General features: G+C 65.7%; 10 protein-coding genes. 4 read left to right on the top strand and 6 right to left on the bottom strand.

All coding sequences use genetic code 11. The features are described 5' to 3' along the window. The first annotated feature begins 12 nt into the window (after nucleotides 1-12). The 3 genes from ACLL97_RS05645 (at nucleotide 13) to ACLL97_RS05635 (ending at nucleotide 5,111) form a co-directional block, all read left to right on the top strand. On the top strand, nucleotides 13-1,581 hold the full coding sequence (locus ACLL97_RS05645; RefSeq protein ID WP_411279503.1) for a hypothetical protein: 1,569 nt from the start codon (nucleotides 13-15) through the stop codon (nucleotides 1,579-1,581). Nucleotides 1,582-1,707: 126 nt separating this feature from the next. Continuing rightward, nucleotides 1,708-2,742, top strand: a complete 1,035-nt coding sequence (locus tag ACLL97_RS05640; RefSeq protein WP_411279502.1) for a hypothetical protein — start codon at nucleotides 1,708-1,710, stop codon at nucleotides 2,740-2,742. Nucleotides 2,743-2,771: 29 nt separating this feature from the next. After that, nucleotides 2,772-5,111, top strand: coding sequence for a S9 family peptidase (locus ACLL97_RS05635; RefSeq protein ID WP_411279501.1), 2,340 nt, complete (start codon nucleotides 2,772-2,774; stop codon nucleotides 5,109-5,111). A gap of 21 nt (nucleotides 5,112-5,132) precedes the next feature. On the opposite strand, the gene ACLL97_RS05630 is transcribed toward ACLL97_RS05635, so the two are convergent. Continuing rightward, complete coding sequence (locus ACLL97_RS05630) at nucleotides 5,133-8,075, bottom strand: gamma-glutamyltransferase (protein WP_411279514.1); 2,943 nt, start codon at nucleotides 8,073-8,075, stop codon at nucleotides 5,133-5,135. Next, on the bottom strand, nucleotides 8,075-10,006 hold the full coding sequence (locus tag ACLL97_RS05625) for a peptidylprolyl isomerase (protein WP_411279500.1): 1,932 nt from the start codon (nucleotides 10,004-10,006) through the stop codon (nucleotides 8,075-8,077). Before ACLL97_RS05625 ends, ACLL97_RS05630 begins: the two co-directional genes overlap by 1 nt. A 146-nt stretch (nucleotides 10,007-10,152) precedes the next feature. Between ACLL97_RS05625 and ACLL97_RS05620 the strand changes: the two genes are divergently transcribed. Further along, a complete protein-coding gene (locus ACLL97_RS05620) occupies nucleotides 10,153-11,988 on the top strand; it encodes a M28 family peptidase (protein ID WP_411279499.1) in 1,836 nt (611 codons plus the stop codon). Between the two features lie 76 nt (nucleotides 11,989-12,064). Here ACLL97_RS05620 and ACLL97_RS05615 read toward each other — a convergent pair whose 3' ends face one another. The 4 genes from ACLL97_RS05615 to ACLL97_RS05600 form a co-directional block, all read right to left on the bottom strand. Beyond that, a complete protein-coding gene (locus ACLL97_RS05615) occupies nucleotides 12,065-12,826 on the bottom strand; it encodes a nucleotide-binding protein (protein WP_411279498.1) in 762 nt (253 codons plus the stop codon). A 37-nt stretch (nucleotides 12,827-12,863) separates the two neighbouring features. After that, nucleotides 12,864-15,983: a prolyl oligopeptidase family serine peptidase gene (locus tag ACLL97_RS05610; RefSeq protein ID WP_411279497.1), complete on the bottom strand. Its 3,120-nt coding sequence runs from the start codon at nucleotides 15,981-15,983 to the stop codon at nucleotides 12,864-12,866. 303 nt (nucleotides 15,984-16,286) lie between these two features. Further along, on the bottom strand, nucleotides 16,287-16,775 hold the full coding sequence (locus ACLL97_RS05605; protein ID WP_411279496.1) for a hypothetical protein: 489 nt from the start codon (nucleotides 16,773-16,775) through the stop codon (nucleotides 16,287-16,289). A gap of 204 nt (nucleotides 16,776-16,979) precedes the next feature. Then, nucleotides 16,980-17,735: a DUF2490 domain-containing protein gene (locus ACLL97_RS05600; protein ID WP_411279495.1), complete on the bottom strand. Its 756-nt coding sequence runs from the start codon at nucleotides 17,733-17,735 to the stop codon at nucleotides 16,980-16,982. Nucleotides 17,736-17,820: the final 85 nt, after the last annotated feature.

The raw sequence follows: 17,820 nt of genomic DNA, 5'->3' as shown, positions 1-17,820 counted from the left end.
AGTTCTACATTCATGCGAAATCGCACACTCGCGGTCGGCATGGGGGCGCTGCTCCTCGCCGCCTGCAATACGCTCGACGTCGAGAACCCCAACGCGCCCGATTCCAAGCGCGCGCTGGCGGATCCTGCTGCCATCGAAGCCGTCGCGGGCGGCACCATGCGCTCGTGGTTCAACACCTACGACGGCATGGAAGGGGGCGGACCGCTCGTCACGATGGCCCAGACCTACGCGGCCTCGTGGAACAACTACAACATGAACTTCTACTCGTCGATCGATGCCGACGGCACGCGCAACACGCGCGCTTATAAGAACGATCTGGCGTCGGCCGCCCGTACCACGATGATCGGCTATTGGCAGGGGTACTACAGCACGCTGTCGTCAGCGGTGGATGTGCTCACGGCCATCCGCAAGAACAACCTCGTGATCACCAACGCCGCCAACACGAAGCGGGCGGAAACGATTGCGCAGCTGATGCGTGGTGCCTCGCTCATGGGCATCGCACTCAACTACGACAAGGGGTACGTGATCGACGAGAACACGGACCTCATCACGCTCGAGTACAAGACGCGCAAGCAGGTGCGGGATGCGGCCGTCGCCTCATTCGCCGAAGCGACGACGCTGGCCACGGCCAACTCGTTCACTACGCCCAGCGGCTGGACCAACGGCACGTCGTACACCAACGTGCAGATTGCGCAGCTCGCCAAGACGATGGCGGCGATGACGCTCGCCTACTACCCGCGCACGCCGGAAGAAAATGCGGCGGTAGATTGGGCGGCCGTGTCGGCGCTCGCGGCAGGCGGTATTTCGTCGGGCGCGAAGTTCGATTTCAACTTCACCGGTGACGGCTGCAGCTCGTGGTGCCACGAGATCTTGTATTGGTTCAACGCGTTCGACGGCGGTCGAGTGCACACGCGCGTGGCCAACCTGCTCGATCCGGCCACGCAGCGCACGCCGTATCCGAACGGCGGCAATGCGCGCCCGAATTCCGCCGACAAGCGGATGGGCGACGGTACGTTTGGTCCAAATGACCCTGATTTTTCCAGCAATTTCGGCGTCAGGCCCAAAACGGCGAGCGGTGGCACGGACTTCGTGTACTCCACGGAAGAGATTTTCCGTCCTGATCGCGGTATGTACCACCAGTCGAACATCGGCCATATCCGCTACGATAAGTCGGGCGAGCAGTCACCGAACGCGATCTACGGCGGCTTCGGTGTGGCGCCGGTCATCAGCCGCAACCAAAACGATCTGCTCTGGGCGGAAGCCGAGCTGCGTCGTTCGGGCGGCAACCTCACCACGGCCGCGAACCTGATCAACACCACGCGGGTCGATCGCGGCGGTCTTTCGGCGGCTACCGCCGGCGAAGGCCAGGCTGCGCTGCTGCAGAAGCTGATTTACGAGCAGGAAATTGAACTACTCGGTCTTGGCCCGGTGTCGTACTACCAGCGTCGTCGTGTCACCGGTGGACTGCTCGTCGGTACGCCGCGTGAGATGCCGGTGCCAGCCAAGGAACTCGCGGTGAAGAATCAGGAGTTCTACACCTTCGGTGGCACCGGTATCGCCAACAGTCCGACTCCGCCGTGATGCTTCGGCTGGGCCACGTGCTGTTGTCGTGATCAGGTGGTAAGTACCGAGAGGCCGAGCGCACACGCGTTCGGCCTTTCTGGTGTTTCTCTGGTTATTCTGATGCCTTCTTGGTTTCTTACGCTGATGCCAGTTCGTTGTCGCTCTCGCGCCGTCTCCCCTCGCGCGGCACTCGTCGTTGGTTCGGCGCTCGTTTGCTGTACGGCGCTCGGCAGCTGCCGAGAGGGCGCGCCGTCCACCTCGCGTCTCGAGGCAGGCGCGTCGTCAGCGCCGATCATGCCGGCCGCGCTCGCGCTCACGGTGGTCGAAACTGATGGACGCTGGGAAGCGCGGGCCGATAGTGACAGCACGGTGCGCATTCTTGTCACGACGCGTCGCGACGACCGCATGACGGCGCGCTTGTGTGGGCACCTGGTCACGCGCAGCGTCGCTGCATCGGCGATTCCGTTCGGTTTGCCGATCGACACGACCATGCCGCCGCTGGCCATCCGACTGGTAAACGGGGACAGCGTGAGCGGGCTACGCTATCTCGTGCCGGGCGCCCAGGGGTACTACCTGTTCGAAGGGGTGAGTCGGGACGGGTCACGCCGCATCAGCGTGCGCTGGCCCGTAACGTCCGACCCCACGCGACCCATTCCGGCTGGCGCTGCCGATTCGCTCATTGAGGCAGCGGTGACGCCCAATCCGTACATGCTCGACAGCGCTATGCAGGCCATGCGGCCCGGTAGGGGAGCGATCGATCGGGAGCTCGGCGCGTTGCCACCAGCCGACTCGGCGCGTGCGATGGCGATGCCGCTCGTTCGCGACTACCCAGATCAGCCGGTCCTGTTGAGCGATGCCTGCCCGCAGGCCACGATCCTGCTGCCCGTGCTGGCCCGCATCGATCAGAAGCTGCGGGTTTCGGTGCGCGCGGGAGATCGCGTGCACGCGCGGGCGCTGCAAGGCGAAGGGACCGTGCAGCTCTCGTTCGACGAGGCGCCACCCGCGGCCACACGACCCGCCGTGCGTGAGGCCATTCCCGAGGCGTCGTTCACGTCTCAACGCGATGGACGCGTGACACTGCGGGTGCGGGTGCAGGTGGTGCCGCGTGTGCAGCCAGCAGAGCAAAGCCTCGTGATCTCGGTGGGCCGGACGTCAGCGAGGCGCCACGGCGGCACGTAGTTTCGGGTAGACCTCTTACCCACCCGTCCATGACATTCGCGCGTTTGCACGTTCGCACGGTTCGTTCTGCGTTGACACTCGGAGCGACGGCCGTGTGCGCGTCGGCCGTCAGCGCGACAGTGTGGCCCGAACTGGCTCACGCCCAGCGAGCCGGCAAGGCGACCATCGAACAGTTCATGTCGCCGGCCTCGCCACTCACGCTCGCTTCCGCCCGGAAGGCGGATCGCATTGCGTGGATGGTGTACGACCGCGGACTCCGCAACGTGTACACCGCCGCCGGGCCCGACTTTCGCGCGGTGCGCGTGACCAGCTTTCTCAAGGATGACGGCACCGACCTGACCGATGTCGAGCTATCCGACGACGGCAGCATCATCGTATTCGTGCGTGGGTCGGCGCCCAATCGGTACGGGTGGGTGGCGAACCCGTCGCACGACCCGAATGGTGCCGAACGCGCGATCTGGGCGGTGCGCTCCACGGGTGGTCCGGCGTGGCGCGTGGCGGCAGGCGCGTCACCCGAGTTGTCGCCCGACGGGCGCACGGTGCTTTTCACGCGCGATGGACAGATCTATCGCGCCCGCGTGATGCGTGGTGCACCGGTTGCCGCGATGGATACCGGCGGCGTCCCGTTCATTCAAGCGTGGGGTCGCAACGGAACGCCCACATGGTCGCCCGATGGCAAGCGCGTCGCCTTCGTGAGTGATCGTGAGAATCACGCCTTCATCGCGGTGTACGACGTGCCCACGCACACGGTGAAGTACATCGCGCCGAGTGTCGATTGCGACGGTGGTCCAACTTGGTCACCCGACAGCAAACGACTGGCATTTTATCGTCGCCCGGGCACACCGTTCGGCAACCAGCAGCAACGTGGCACCAGTGGCATCGGCAATCCGGCGGGAGCCGCCACGAACGCCAACGCCGCACCCGTTGCGGGAAACCCCTCGGGAGGCTGTGCGGCTGGATTGGTCGGCGGTGCGGTGCGCACGGCACCAGAGGGCCGTCCGGATTCAGCCCGCACAAGCCTTCGGCGTTCACCTGGCTTTTACACCGCCACGTTTGCTGCGGGACACACGCTTGAATTGATGATTGCCGACGTGGCCACGGGCGATACCAAGCGCGTGTGGCGCAACGCGCCGCGCGACAGCGTATTTACATCGCTCAACAACATGGCGTGGGCCGGGAACAGCGTGATCTTTCCCGTGAACGTGCCGAACGACGAGTGGGATCGGTGGTACAGCATTCCGGTAGGCGGTGGCGAGCCCACGTTGCTCACGACCACCGATGGCATGATTGAGAATGCGACGTCGGTGGCGTTGTCGAAGGATGGCGGGAGCACGCTGTACTACTGCACGAACGCCACCGATATCGAGCGTCGCCATATCTGGGCGGTGTCCACGTCGGGCGGCACGCCGCGCCGCGTGTCTACGGGCGACGGCATTGAGACCTATCCGCAGCCGCTGGCCAGTGGCAAGTCGCTGGCGGTGATCTACTTCGATGCGAAAACGCCCGCGTCGATCGCGATCGTGCCCACGTCGGGCGGCGCACCGAAGCGCGTGTTCCCCACGCTCGCCGCGAGCTTTCCCACGGCGTCGCATGTGGTGCCGGAGATCGTGAAAACGAAAGCCGCCGACGGCCTCGAGTTAAGCAATACGCTGTTCTTGCCCAAGGACATGAAGCCCGGCGAGAAGCGGCCGGCGTTGATCTTTGTGCACGGTGGTCCGCGCCGGCAGATGATGCCCGGGTACCACTACATGCAGTTCTATCACTGGGCGTACGCCGTGAATCAGTGGCTCGCCGATCAGGGGTACGTAGTGCTCTCCATCAACTACCGCAGTGGCGTGGGGTACGGCCGGAGCTTCACGAATGCGCCGAACACGCAGGCGCGCGGCAACTCCGAGTATCAGGATGTCGTGGCCGGCGCGAAGTATCTGCAGGCGCGCGCCGATGTCGATCCCACGCGTGTTGGCATCTGGGGACTATCGTACGGTGGCCTGCTCACGTCGCAGGCGTTGGCGCGTAACTCCGATATCTTCGTGGCCGGTGCCGACTTGGCCGGCGTACACCTGTACGGCAACGTGATTGATACGGCAAACCTGGCATTCACGTCGTCCGCCGTTGGCGCTATCGACAGCTGGAAGTCGCCGGTGTTTCTGGTGCACGGCGACGACGATCGCAACGTGGACTTTGCGCAGACCGTGGGACTCGTGCAGTTGCTCCGCGCCCGCGACATCTATCACGAGCTGATTGTGGTGCCGGATGATTTGCACGAGTCCATGCTGCACGCGAACTGGATCGACACCTTCGACCGCATGGGCGCGTTCCTCAAGCGGTTCGTCTGGAACAAGGAGAAGGCACCGAGCATGAAGCAGTAGGATGATGCCGCAGGCGGCGCGCTACTTGATGGCGCCCGCCGCGCCGGCCCGTCTCGGGTCGGCGCCGGCGGTCACCACCTTGCCGTCTATGCGCACCGCCGATCCATAGCCTTCGCGCAGTTCACCCGGCAGCGATACGAAATTGATGTCGTAGCCGAGGGCGCGAAGGCGCCTGATGACCGTGGGCGAGAACCCGTTTTCCAGTTGCAGCGTGTACGGTACCGGTGTTCCGGCCGCGGCAGTCGGTGCGACGCCGAAGCCACCACTCGGCAAGTAGCGCGGCAGCTCGAGCGCCGCTTGCGGACCCAGGTTGTAGTCGAGCGCACCGAGCAACGTCTGATACACCGCCGACGTGATCCACGCGTTGCCGGCGGCGCCCACCGCAAAGAATGGCTTGCCGTTCTTGTAGGCGATCGTGGGGGCGAGTGTGCTGCCATGACGCGCGAACGGCAATCGCGAACCGTACTGCGTGGCGTCGGTGCCGTAACTGGTGAGCTTGTCGTTGCTGAGAAAGCCGAGTCCGGGTGTGACGTAGAAGTTGCCACCCCAGGTGCCAAGAGTCTGCGTGACGGCGACCGCGTTGCCGTCGTTGTCGGCCACCGTGAACGCGGTCGTGCCGGCCGCATGGCAGACGGTCATTTCAGCGGCATGTTCGTCGCCGCACGGCGACTCTGCCGTGTGGCGCGACGTGTCGGCGTTGAGCGCATCAGCCGGCTTGGCCGGTGCCGCCGCCGGCGCTGCTGCTTTCGGGAGACACGTCAACGTGTCACCGCGCACTGATGCCGGTGTGAGGGCCTTGTTGGCATCGAAGCAGCGCCAGCGCAGGCGCGCCGTGTCCTTGTTCACGATCGGCGCCACCTCGATTGGCCACATGGCGGGATCGGCGATGCGATTGCGCGACGAGGGCACCAGAAACCAGGCCGACAGCGCCGCGTGCAGCGAGGCCGGGTCGTCGGTGTAGCGCTTGCCTGTGCGCGATGGGGCAGGAGACTGCTCCAGCAGATTGAGACGCCCAACGAGTTCGGCCCCTCCACTCACCGGTGGCGCACTCGAGTAGATCGTGTAGTCGCGATAGGTGCCGCGAATCGGCTCGCGCTCGGGCGCGAAGTAGCGTGCGAGGTCCGACAGCTTCATCGCATTGCCCTTGCCGCGCAGATCGGCCACCCACTTGGTGGCCACGTCGCCCTTGTAGAAGCCATTGGCTCCCTTCGCGGCGATCTGTTCCAGCACCCACGCCAGGTCGGGGTTCTTTACCGTGTCACCGGCCACCATGGGCTGTCCGTTCCGGAAGAACAGGGCGCGACTGCCATCGTACTTCGCGAAGTGTTCGCGTTCAGTGGCCAGCGTGGTGGCGAGTCCCTGACTGACCTCGTAGCCATTGCGCGCCGCGCGAATCGCTGGCGCCAGCAGGTCGGCCCACGGGAGCTTTTTGCTGCCGTATTTCTGCCACGCCGCATACATCCCCGCCACCGTGCCCGGCACATTCACCAACACCGGACCATCGCTGGGATAGCGTCCGTTCACCAGCAGCGACGTGTTGTTCAAGCCGCCCTCTTCCGGCACGCGGCTCATGAACTCGATCAGCGTTGGGGCGGCGCGACCCTTGAGCGCGATCACCATCTCACCGTAGCCGCCGATGCCGCTGGCGTCTGGCTCCACCACACCCAAGGCGAAGCTGACCGCGACGGCGGCATCGACCACGTTGCCGCCGCGTCGCATGATCTCGAGCCCCGCCTCGGTAGACACCGGATGTGCACTCGACACTGCGGCGCGCCCCTTCGCATCGGCGCGAAGAGCCGGACGCGCCTGCTGCGCGTCGTACAGCAGCTGCTGCAGGACGCTGTCGTTCGCGGCGGCCAGCGCGCGAGGTCGGTACGACGTGCGCACGGCATCCCACTGCGCGCCACGCGTGGCAGTCTCGGCACCGCTGAAATACGTGCGAGTCATTCGCTCCCAGAGTCGATCGAACGCCGCCGCGTTGCGTACCGCGCGACCTTCTGGCAGCGATGAAACAGCGGCCACCCGTCCCGCGTCCGGCGCGGCCGGCGCCAGCACGCGGATTATGGCATCACCCTTCACCGCCGCTGCAGAAACCGCAGCACCGGTGAATCGTTCGGTGGCGCTGCGATCGAGCCCGCGATCGGGATCCCCGTTGTACCCGAGCACGACCTCCGAATACTCGGCGATCGTGATGTAGCGACCGTCGGCCGACCAGTCCACGTCGCCGTGTGCCTTGGACACGAGGGCGCTGAACGAGCCATCAGTGGCCACGGCGTACACCCCACTTCGCGTCGACACCGCCAGCCGTCCATCCGGCGACCAATCCACCGATTCCGCCGTCGCATCGCTGCTGGCCGTAGTCTGCGCGCCCCCGCCCACGGGTCGCACCATCACGCGGCGGCCGGCCTCGTTGATCACAATCCACGCGATGCGCGTGCCGTCGGGAGACAGCCGCGGCGCGCGCTCCGTCTGGTCCGTATTCGTGAGGCGCTGCTCGGCTCCATCCGCATTGCGCAGCCATATTCGCGTGGCACCGCCGCTGCCTCGCACGAAGGCCACCCGTCCATCGGGGTCGACACTGGGCGCCGTCTCAGGCGCCACGCTGCTGGTGAGTCGCGCCCTCGCACCGGACTGCACACCGCCGTTGGCTGCCGCGTTTATCGGCATGCGCCACAGGTCGTAGTTGCCCAATGAGTCGGAGGCGAACACGATGGCGCTGCCGTCAGCCGTCCACGCGGGATCACGATGCCACGCCGAACCGTTCGTAATGCGTACCACCACTCCACCGTGGCTTGACTGCAGATACAGCTGGCCGTCGTGCGCAAACACCAGCGCACCGGTTGCCGACGTGGCCGGCTGACGGGCGCCGCGCAGGGCCGCCGTATCGGGCTGCGTGGCGTTGCTGATCGACGCGGCCGAGAGTGTGGCCGATAGCAGTAGCGGAGAGAAGATCGACGCAAGCATCACGGACGGCGCGGCGAAGCGGTGGTGGCGCGGTGCACGACGATCGACTCGATCACGTCGCCTTCCTGTACACGGTCGATGAGCGTAAGTCCACGTACCACATTCGCGAACACCGTGTAGTCGTGGTCGAGCCGGAAGTTGTTCACGAGATTCACGTAAATCTGCCCGTCGCCGGTATCGCGACCGCGGGTGCTGATGCCGAGGCTGCCGCGCGCATTGCGCGCCAGTCCCACTTCGTCGCGCATGAACGTATCGGTGATCGGATCGTACTCATCGGCGCCAGGACTGCCGCCTTGAATCACGAAGTTGGGCACGACACGATGGAAGGTAAGGCCATTGAACTTCCCGGCGCTCGCCAGCGTCACGAAGGTGTGTACCGCCATTGGTGCGTCGTCGAAGCGAAACGCCAGGTCAACGTTGCCAATGCCCGCAATGCGCATGGTGGCGGTCGCGCCGTCGAGCCCCCGTAGCGCGTCGGCGCTTGGAAAGGCGGCCGGCTCATAGCGGGTCGTGATGGGCAATACGGTCGCCCCCGTGAGCTTCGACAGGTACTGCGCGGCGCTACTGGCGATGGCTGGATCGAGATCCTTCAACCGCTCGCGCAGCCAGATGGTGCTGGGCCCGTCAGCCGCTTCGCCGACACGCTCCAGCAGCGCAGCGCGCGGATCGCGAAGGCGTACACGATTCATGGCGGTAAAACGGTCGAAGGCGGCGCGCAGTTGAGGCAGAGCGCTGGCCAGCTTTGCATCACCCTTGAGCTGCGTGGCGGCCGCAAGCGCGAGCCCGGCGTGATTGCTTGCTAGTGCGCGGAGCGCCTGCTCGCGCGTGGTCATGGCCGCGATGACCACGTTGGGTTCCTCGTCGAGTGCCAGCGCACGCAGCGTCATGCTGTCCTTCAGTAGCTTGGCGGCGTTGGCGGCATACACGCGCGCCTGCCACGTGGTGGACACGGCAAGTCGTTGCACCACGGCCGGTGCACGGCCCGGTGCGACCTTCGCCAACGACACCGCGGCATGCGCTTGATGTCGCCACGGACGCCGCGCGTCACTTTCCGCATCGAGTGCGGCAAGCGCTGTGGCATTGGTGCACGTGAGCTCACCCAAGAGGTCGATCGCGAGTAGCGCGACATGCTCGCTGCTGTCACGCACGTGTGCGGCGGCGCGGGCGCAGGTGCCCGCCACACGGAGCGCCTGCCAGCGCACCATCGGGGCATCATCGGTTACCCAACGCTGGCCAAGTGCAACGGCCACGCGGCGGACCTCGGCGCTCGTATCGCGAAGCGCCACGGTCACCGTTGCCGAGTCGCGATCGTTGGCGGCCGTGAGCGCAAGCAGCAGTAGCTGTCGCGTATCCGAGTCGCTGTTGCTACGTACGGCGTCGCGGATTGCTCGCAGGGTGGTAGTACGTGGCGCTGTCGTGCGGGCCGAACGCCGCAGCAGCGACTCGATGCCGCGCGCGGCACCGGCGCGCACCACGGGGTCCTGGTGGCGCAGCCCGTCGGTGAGCCGCTGCGCCGCGGCGAAGTTCGTGGCCGCTACCGCCGTGGCACTGGCCCCCGGCGCCGTTGGCGTGCGTCCGAGCGTTTCATAAATCACCGCGCGTACCGAGGCGTCTTTCTCGCCAGTCAGGAGCGCGGCCAGATCGTAGCCCGAGCGCATTTGACCCAACGCATTCACCGCCTCACGTCGAACCGACGCGGCGCGGGCTGTGAGCAGCGGAATGACCTTGGGCGCGAGCGCACGCTGTTCGAAACGCCCCACGGCCCGGACGGCCAGCCGTTGGCGCACCGAGTCCCCGCTCAACAGCGCCGCATCTATTTCGCGCATGACGGTTCCGCGCGCATGCTCGGCGCGAAGTAACTCGTAGGTGGTGGGCGGCACTGGCGCTTGAGCGCTAGCCGCCTGCAGGACGAACGGGACTAACAGCCACATTACGGATGTCCGGGAAAGGGTCGAGCCCAATATGGCCCGTGGTCAGGCGCGCCGCCTCTCCCGTTGCCATCGACTGAACACTGTGCGGACGCCTCACGTATTCTTCCCGTAGTCCCACCATCTCTCAACTCTCCCCTGGAGCAACCATGCGATCCTTCGGGCTCGCCCGCTTGTCCCTCGCTGCATCCGTGTGTGGCCTGGCCACCCTTCCCGCGCTGCTGGCCGCGCAGGGGGCTGCCAAGACCAACCAGTACGGCAATCCCGCCACGCTCAAGCCGGCGCCGACCACGGCGGCCATCAACGTGCGCGACCTGCAGATCCGCCTCTACCAGTTCGCCGACGACTCCATGCTCGGCCGCCAAGTTGGTCGGGTCGGCAACATGAAGGGCACCGATATGATCGCCGCTGAGGTGAAGCGCCTCGGACTGCTGCCTGGTGGTGACAACGGCACGTATTTCCAGACACTGCCGTATCACCGGCGCAAGTTCACCGACCATTCGCGGCTGACCGTCGACGGGAACCCGATTGAGTGGAACACCGACTTTGTGGCGGTGCCGGGACAGCGCGCACCGCGTTCCATCGCTGGCGTCGAGGTGGTGTTTGGCGGTACGCAAGGTGACTCCACCACGCAGATCTCGTCGGCCGATGCGGTCGGCAAGTTTGTGGTGTTGCTGCCGAATCCGAACGGTGCCCGTGGCGGTCAGGGGCAGGCGTTCGCGGTGCGCGGCGGTAGTGCTGCCCCGCGCTCACGGTTCGACGATGCGGTGGCCATCGCGGTGATCGACCTCGACGCCCTCACGCCGGCGCAGCGCGTGGCGCTCAACGAGCCGATCGTGGCGTCGCAGCTCGCCGCCCCGCGCGGCGCGCCCGTTGGTGGAGCAACTGGTGCGGCAGCGAGCCGTCCATCCGCTCCCGTCGACTCGATCGCGTTGCTCAAGACGCAACTCGCCGCGCTGCAGCCGCCGGCCACGATTCGCCTCACGCGTGATGCCGCGGCGCGTCTGTTCAAGCGCCGTAACATCGACGGACTCTCGGCCGGCCTCAAGGGCGGCACTGTCACGGCGTCGCTGGATTTCGTGGAGTTGCCCACCGAATGGGCGCGCAACGTGGTGGCGGTGGTGCCGGGCAGCGATCCCGTGCTCAAGCACCAGTACGTTGCGATCGGGGCGCACAACGATCACGTAGGCATCACTGTACCGGTGGACAAGGACTCGATTCGCGCCTTCAACATCGAGAAGAACAAGCTGCTGCTGGCGAACAATATGCAGGGACTCGGCCCGGAAATCCTCAGCACGATTCGCGTCAACATGGACAGCATCCGCCAAGTGCATCCAAAGGCGCGTCTCGATTCCATCAACAACGGCGCCGACGACGACGGCTCGGGCTCGATGGGCGTGCTGGAGATCGCCGAAGCGATGATGGCCATGCCGGTGAAGCCCAAGCGTTCCACGCTGTTCATCTGGCACACCGGCGAGGAAGGCGGTCTCATAGGATCAGCGTTCTTCACACGCAACCCCACCGTGCCGATCGACTCCGTGGTGGCGCAGCTCAATGTGGACATGATCGGACGTGGCCGCGCCGAGGACGTGCCGGGTGGTGGACCGGATTACGTGGGCGTGGTGGGTTCGTTTTTCGACTCGAAAGACCTGGGCGAGACCGTGCAGGCGGTGAACACGAAGCAGGCGAAGCCGCTCACCTTGGACTACAAGTTTGACGAGCCGATCGCGTGGAGCGGCTACAACAACATTTACGGCCGCAGCGATCATTTCAACTACGCGCAGCAAGGCGTGCCGATCGCGTTCTTCTTTACCGGGCTGCATGGCGACTACCACCAGCGCAGTGACGAGCCGGAGTTCATCGACTATCCGCACTACGCGAAGATCGCCAACTACATCAAGGACCTCGTAGTGGAAGTGGGCAATGGCCCGCGTCCGCGGCTGAACGGGACCAAGCCCGCGAAGCCTCGGGTGATCGTGCCGTAAGCCCTACGCATGGGAGCGCAACGTTCCCGCTCACGACAACGGCTTGACCACGGATTTCACGAATGCCCGCGAATCCCTACCGTGCCGTGACCTTCGCCTCCTCCACGATCACCGCAAACGTGTAACCCGCACCAACGTCACGGTTGGTGCGCACCGTGCCGGTGATCGTCACGGTGTCGCCCACTGCAGCGGTGTCCAGTGTTGTCACCGCCACGTCGTGCGTCCCGCGCGCCGCATCGCCACTGCCGTCCTGCAGGTGGATCCAGTTCTTGCCCATCACGCCGGCGTTGTACTTCACGACTACGCCGCGGATCGTCACGGTCGCTCCAGCGAGATGACTTTTCTGCGTCCACAGTTCACTGATCGTGCGCGCATCGGCGCTGCGGGCCCGCACGATCGGGCCGACCTTGGCGTCGGGGGCCGGCGGTGTTTCAGGCAATGCCGCCGACGCATTGGGGCCTCCCACGCTGGCGGGTGACCCACTGATAAGACCACGCGCGGGCTCGAGCGCCCCGAAGTAGATCCGCTCAAACGTCCGGTTGAGCGTCTTGGAGGCGAACTGCTCCATCGGGAGCACGTTGTACACCGTGATCGACGACCCCACCGTGAGCGGCGCCTGGTTCACCGCGGCCCACCGCTCGCCGCTGGCGGTCGCGAGACGCACATACACGTATGGATCGACCGGGATCTGCTCACGCACGGTCCCGGTAATCGTGCCGCCCGGCGTGATGGCCGAAACTGCCGTGGCGTTCGCACGCGCAGGCGCCTCGACCGGTCGGCTCTTGTCGCATCCAACGGTGGAAAAAACAAGCAAACCCAGTAGAGCGGGGTAACGCATGATCAACGTGACGGGTGGAGGTGAAAAACCATCAATGCTACTTCGCGTCCTTCGCCATCGCCTTGCCCACAAACGGCACGCCATCCGTCATCCACTTCGGTGCCGGGGCGCCCCTGAGATAGTGATCGAAGAACTGGAAATACCGCGTCGTGAGATCCTTACGGTTCGCAAAGCCGCGCAGGCCGTGCCCCTCGTTCGGATACGCCAACATATAGGCATCCTTTTTGAGGTAGCGCAGCGCGCTGTAGAAGTTCATACCCTCGGTAAACGACACAGTCGGGTCGGCGGTGCCATGCATGATGAGCACCGGCGACGACACGCGCGGCGCGTGCGTGAGCGCCGACTCGAAACGGTACACGTCAGGCTTGTCCCACGGCGAGAAACCCCAGCGGCCCTGACCGGTCATGTAGTAGCCATGCGCGTTGGCGCCGCTGCCGCCCTGTACCTGGTAGGTCCAGCCCCAGCTCTGGCTGAAGTCGGTGTACAGATCGGTCACGCCGGCACCCATGCCCACGGCCGCGAACATCTTGGAACGCGTGGCGATGAACGCCGCGCCCTCGCCACCGTAGCTGTGACCGTGCACGCCAATATGCTTGGGGTCGGCATAGCCCATGGCGATCACCTTCTTCGTGGCCGCCTCCACCGCGTCGAGCATGTCGCTGTGCGATGAGCCCGTGTGGAAGGCCACGTCGGGTAGCATGGTGATGTACCCGCGGCTCAGTGCTTCCACCGGCATCGCACCCATACCCGTGATGTATGACGGCATCGGATACCGATGCATCGTCTGCGAGTTCTTCTCGTAGAAGGTGACCAGCATCGGACGCTTCTGCCCCGCCCCGTAGTCGTCCGGGAGCGCAAGGATACCCTGCAGCTTGTCGCCACGGCGCGTCGTGTAATCGAACAGCACACGGCGACCCCACATGTACTCGGCGTGCTGTGGATTGGCGTTGGAGACTTTCGTTGCGTCGGCCATGTCCGCGCCCGCCACCTGCAAATCGGGATACGCGGAGAACGTCTGGCGCGTGAAGAGGTAGCGGTCGGCGTTGGTAGCACGCGTGGGGTTGGAGTACGCCGCGTCGGTATACACGAGCGTTTTGAGTGCACCGTTGTAGAGCCTCGCAAAGCCGGCCTTCTTGGTGAACTCCCCGTACATCGACAGCGTGAGCGGCTGCGTGAGGTCGATCTCGCGTGCCACACGGGCACCTCGCTTGACAGTGGAGTCGAGCGGCTGCGTGCGCACATAGCGATACACCACCCGGTCACGCGCGCCCACGCCGTTCGTGAGGTTGCGCGCGGCCGTGCCGTCGAGTGGCAGCAGCCACAGATCGAAGCGGTTCTGCACCACGACGGCGCTGCTGTCTGTGGTGTAGCCGGCAATGCCGTACGCCGGACGCACCACCACATGATCTTCCTCCATGTCCACGAAGCTCGGCGCCTCACCGCCGCCAAGTATTTTCGAGGTGGCCGCTGCCATGTCGAAGGCGTTCCACTTCGCGTTGTTCCAGTACAGGTAGAAACGGCCATCCGGCGTGAGTCCACCGCCGTTGGCTAGCACGCCCTTGAACATCAGCCTGCGCGCACCGGTGCGGGTGTCCACGCGATAGTAGTCGAAGGCGGGTTGCTTGTAGTCCGACAAATACGCGCGGCCGTCGCGCCCTACGGCCCACGGGCCGTTTACGGCGAGCTCGAGGTCGCGCATGCTGGAGTCGGCAAGCAGGATAAACCGCTGCGCTGCTACGTCGAACGCTTGCCGATACGTGCGATTGCGATCGGCGTCGACGGTGTTCATCTGCAGCGACTGCACACGCTCGTCCTGTGTACGCCACACATCCACGTCGGCAATCGAGTCGGTACTGCGACGGCGGGCCGTGTCGGGCGCCGCCGATTGTCCGATCGTGCCGAAGAACACACGGGCACCGTCGTCGCTGAAGGCGAGCGGGGCGCGGTCGCTCACCATGAATCCGTTCGGGAAACCGGTGGCCTTCGATGCGTCGAACAGCACCGACGTGCGCGCGGTAACGTCGGGCACCACCAGCAGACGATTGTCACGCTCGCGCAGGCGCTCCACGTCGCGGCCCTTGAGGACGGCCACACCGGTGCCGCGATCGTTCCACGTGAGGCGCGTGTAGCGCAGGGAATCGTTGTCGATCACATCGGTGCGGCCGCTCGGCAGGTCGAGCACGAACAGTCCGTTGCCATCGCGTACGCTCGCGTCGACCGTGTACGCGAGCAGAGTGCCGGTCTTGTTGAAGGCGATGTCACCGACGCTGCCGAGGAATTGTGTGCGGCCCGTTTCGAGCGAGTGCACCAGGACATCGACGCCGCGAGGGGCGTTGCTCGCCACGGCGCCGGCGCCCCCCGCGCCGCCCGGAGCGCCTCCGCCAGGGGCTCCACCGGCCGCGGAAGTAGACGCCCCAGCGCCGGCTGCCGTGGCGGGACGGTGGCGGAGAACGGCGTGCGTCGAGGTGGGCGAGAACGCCACGCTCTGGATGTCTTGAAAGGCGATGGTCCGACCGGTGGTCAGTTCGCGCAGCTCATATCGGCGTGGCGGCGTTGCAGGGTGCGCACCGGCGGCGGGTGGCGCTGGTGTTGTTCCAGGTGGTGTGATGGCCGGGACCGCGGGAGGGGTGCCGGTCGGCATGGACACCGGTGCGACGGGCGGCGTGCCAGGCGGCGGTGTGGTTGGTGGCGTAACGGGTGGCGTAACGGGTGGCGTGCTAGTTGGCGTGCTTGCAGGTGCCGCTGTCGAATCGGCCGAGCGGACGCCACTGCGGGTCGGCGCGGGCGGCTCTACCAGGTAGGCGAGCCAGCGGGAGTCGGGTGAGAATTGCGCCTGCGACGCGTTGGCGAGTTCGATCTCCGCGTTGGTGCGAAGGTTCCGGAGTCTGAGCACCGGCTTTCCGTCAGCGGGAAGCGCATTGGCGAACTTCAGCCCGTACACGACCCAGCCGCCGTCGCCGGCAATCGACGCGCCGTCGATACTGCGCCATTTGCCGTAGTCGTCGATCGTCAGCGCCTTCTTCGCTCCGGGCGTCGCGGCCGGTGTGGCACCCTGCGCGGCGAGGGCCACCGGTGCCAGAGCGAGCAGCAGCGCCGCCGACAGCACGCGGCGAAAGAGCAGGGAGGAGGAGTGGGATCGCGGAGCGAGAAGCGGCATCGGAGTCTCGGGCGGGGCTAGAACGGGCGGCGGGAGGCGCATCGACATACCGTGGCAAACTAGAGTGCGTGACGACGGAAGTGAGTGGCGGTATCGCGCCCTTCGGTGTCCACACCCTCCGTGCGTTATCGCAACGTCGACCCACGCATCGAAACAATGTGCGAGTTCATGCCCGGGTTCGCACCGCCCATACTCGCGTTCGACAAGTGATGTCGTTGCTATCCCACGGCGAGCGCCTGACGACGTCCGATACGACGCTCGAGGAAGAGCCCCGGCGCCACGGTGACGTTGGCCTGCGTGGCCTTACCGTACGGCACGACGCGCGCGAACCACGCCACGCCGGAGGTGACGTTGAACAGGCAGTTGCGTTTTCTCGCCCAGCGAGAACGCGGCTTCTGCCCCCCGTGGTGCGAAGCCGACGCCGAAAACATCGCGCACCTGAGAGCGTGCGAGCCGCCGCGGGTCGTTCGCCTCAGCCGGGTCATTGGCGGGCGTGGGCAGGCGATTGGATGGCGCCCCAACCGTCACCAGCATGGCCGGCATGATCTCACCGAGCCATGCCACGTGCATGCCCCTAACCGTGAACAGCGGTCGCGACAGTTGAACGGCCATGGTGCGGAACGCGCCGTTGATCGGCTCTTTGTGCGACGCAGTGCGGGTGTCGGTCGCGCCGCTGAGCATGACGCTGACATGTGGGCGCTGCGCTGACGCCTGCGCCGTGAGCGCGGCCGGTGTGAGGCCCAGCGCGGAGAGCCGGGCGCCTACGGTGGCGCAGCGAACGTGCTCCGACATGCTGAAATGGCTCCTGGAACCGGGTGAGAATCAACGACGGACACGGTAGTCGGCTACCTGCTGGCGTGCGGTGCTGCCGCCGAGGAACTGATCACACAGAGGACAAGAGCAAACGAGCAAAAGTCCGCCGATGCTACGCGCCCCCGAATCCGAAGCGCAACGCATCGCCGAAACGCTCCGGGTAGGACGACCCGCCCGCCAAGTTTACTGCCGCGCCTTGCCCGTGTGATTGAGCACCAGCCACAGCGTCCCATTGTTCTCGCTGGCGCGCGCGCGCGAAACAGGGATCCACTGCTGCAGCCAGAGCACGTCGAGCCGCTTCGTGGTCGACAGCGGTAATCCGGCGCCGAACGAAAAGCGATTCTGGTCCACGGCCACCCCGCGATCGGCTCGCGACAGCCCGACGAACAGTTCATTCTGCACGATGCCAAGTACTGGCTGACGTCGCAGCGCGAGTCCGCCCACGGGTCGCGATCCGCGAATCATGTAGCGGGCGCGCCGAGCGAAGCGTGATGCGCTCAGGGAATCTTTGCCCGACACATCCTCCAGCACATCGGCCAGCCACCGGTTCTCGAACCGATAGCGGTGCATCACGTCGGCGCCACCGAGCTTCTGGTTGATCTGCGCGATGTAGAAAATTTGTCGATCGCGCAGCGGGCGGGCCGACGGCAGTTCGCCGTAGGGGGCGGTCGCGACGTAGTTGATTCCGGCGCCGAGTCGAAATCCCGGTGTGATGCGATAGGTGAGTGACCCGCGCGTGAGCAGCTGCTGCGGGTTGTCGCCTTCGTTGGTCCGTCGCCACTGCACGTCGCCCAGAAACGCCCATCGCGTCGTAATAGGCTGATCGACGAAGGTCGCCAGCCAAAGATGTTCCTGCCGCGCGGTCCGCCACGGCGTGGGCGTCTGCCCCACGGCGAGCGACGGAGATACGGCGCACAGCGCCGTCAAGCTCGCACTCAATAGCGCTATGCGCCGTGACACAGATAAGCAAGCGACGGCCCGCGGCCGCGCCGGAGGGGTAGGAAAAGCGATAGGCATTCCGGAA

The organism is Gemmatimonas sp. (genome assembly GCF_046594945.1).
Classification (GTDB): domain Bacteria; phylum Gemmatimonadota; class Gemmatimonadetes; order Gemmatimonadales; family Gemmatimonadaceae; genus Gemmatimonas.
Note: the sequence above shows the minus strand (reverse complement) of the source record. Positions and strands in the feature narration are given on the sequence as shown.

Coding starts and splice junctions, on each gene's coding strand:
- ACLL97_RS05610 (WP_411279497.1), bottom strand. CDS start 15,983: ATGCCGCTTCTCGCTCCGCGATCCCACTCCTCCTCCCTGCTCTTTCGC.
- ACLL97_RS05625 (WP_411279500.1), bottom strand. CDS start 10,006: ATGTGGCTGTTAGTCCCGTTCGTCCTGCAGGCGGCTAGCGCTCAAGCG.
- ACLL97_RS05640 (WP_411279502.1), top strand. CDS start 1,708: ATGCCAGTTCGTTGTCGCTCTCGCGCCGTCTCCCCTCGCGCGGCACTC.
- ACLL97_RS05605 (WP_411279496.1), bottom strand. CDS start 16,775: ATGTCGGAGCACGTTCGCTGCGCCACCGTAGGCGCCCGGCTCTCCGCG.
- ACLL97_RS05645 (WP_411279503.1), top strand. CDS start 13: ATGCGAAATCGCACACTCGCGGTCGGCATGGGGGCGCTGCTCCTCGCC.
- ACLL97_RS05630 (WP_411279514.1), bottom strand. CDS start 8,075: ATGCTTGCGTCGATCTTCTCTCCGCTACTGCTATCGGCCACACTCTCG.
- ACLL97_RS05635 (WP_411279501.1), top strand. CDS start 2,772: ATGACATTCGCGCGTTTGCACGTTCGCACGGTTCGTTCTGCGTTGACA.
- ACLL97_RS05615 (WP_411279498.1), bottom strand. CDS start 12,826: ATGCGTTACCCCGCTCTACTGGGTTTGCTTGTTTTTTCCACCGTTGGA.
- ACLL97_RS05620 (WP_411279499.1), top strand. CDS start 10,153: ATGCGATCCTTCGGGCTCGCCCGCTTGTCCCTCGCTGCATCCGTGTGT.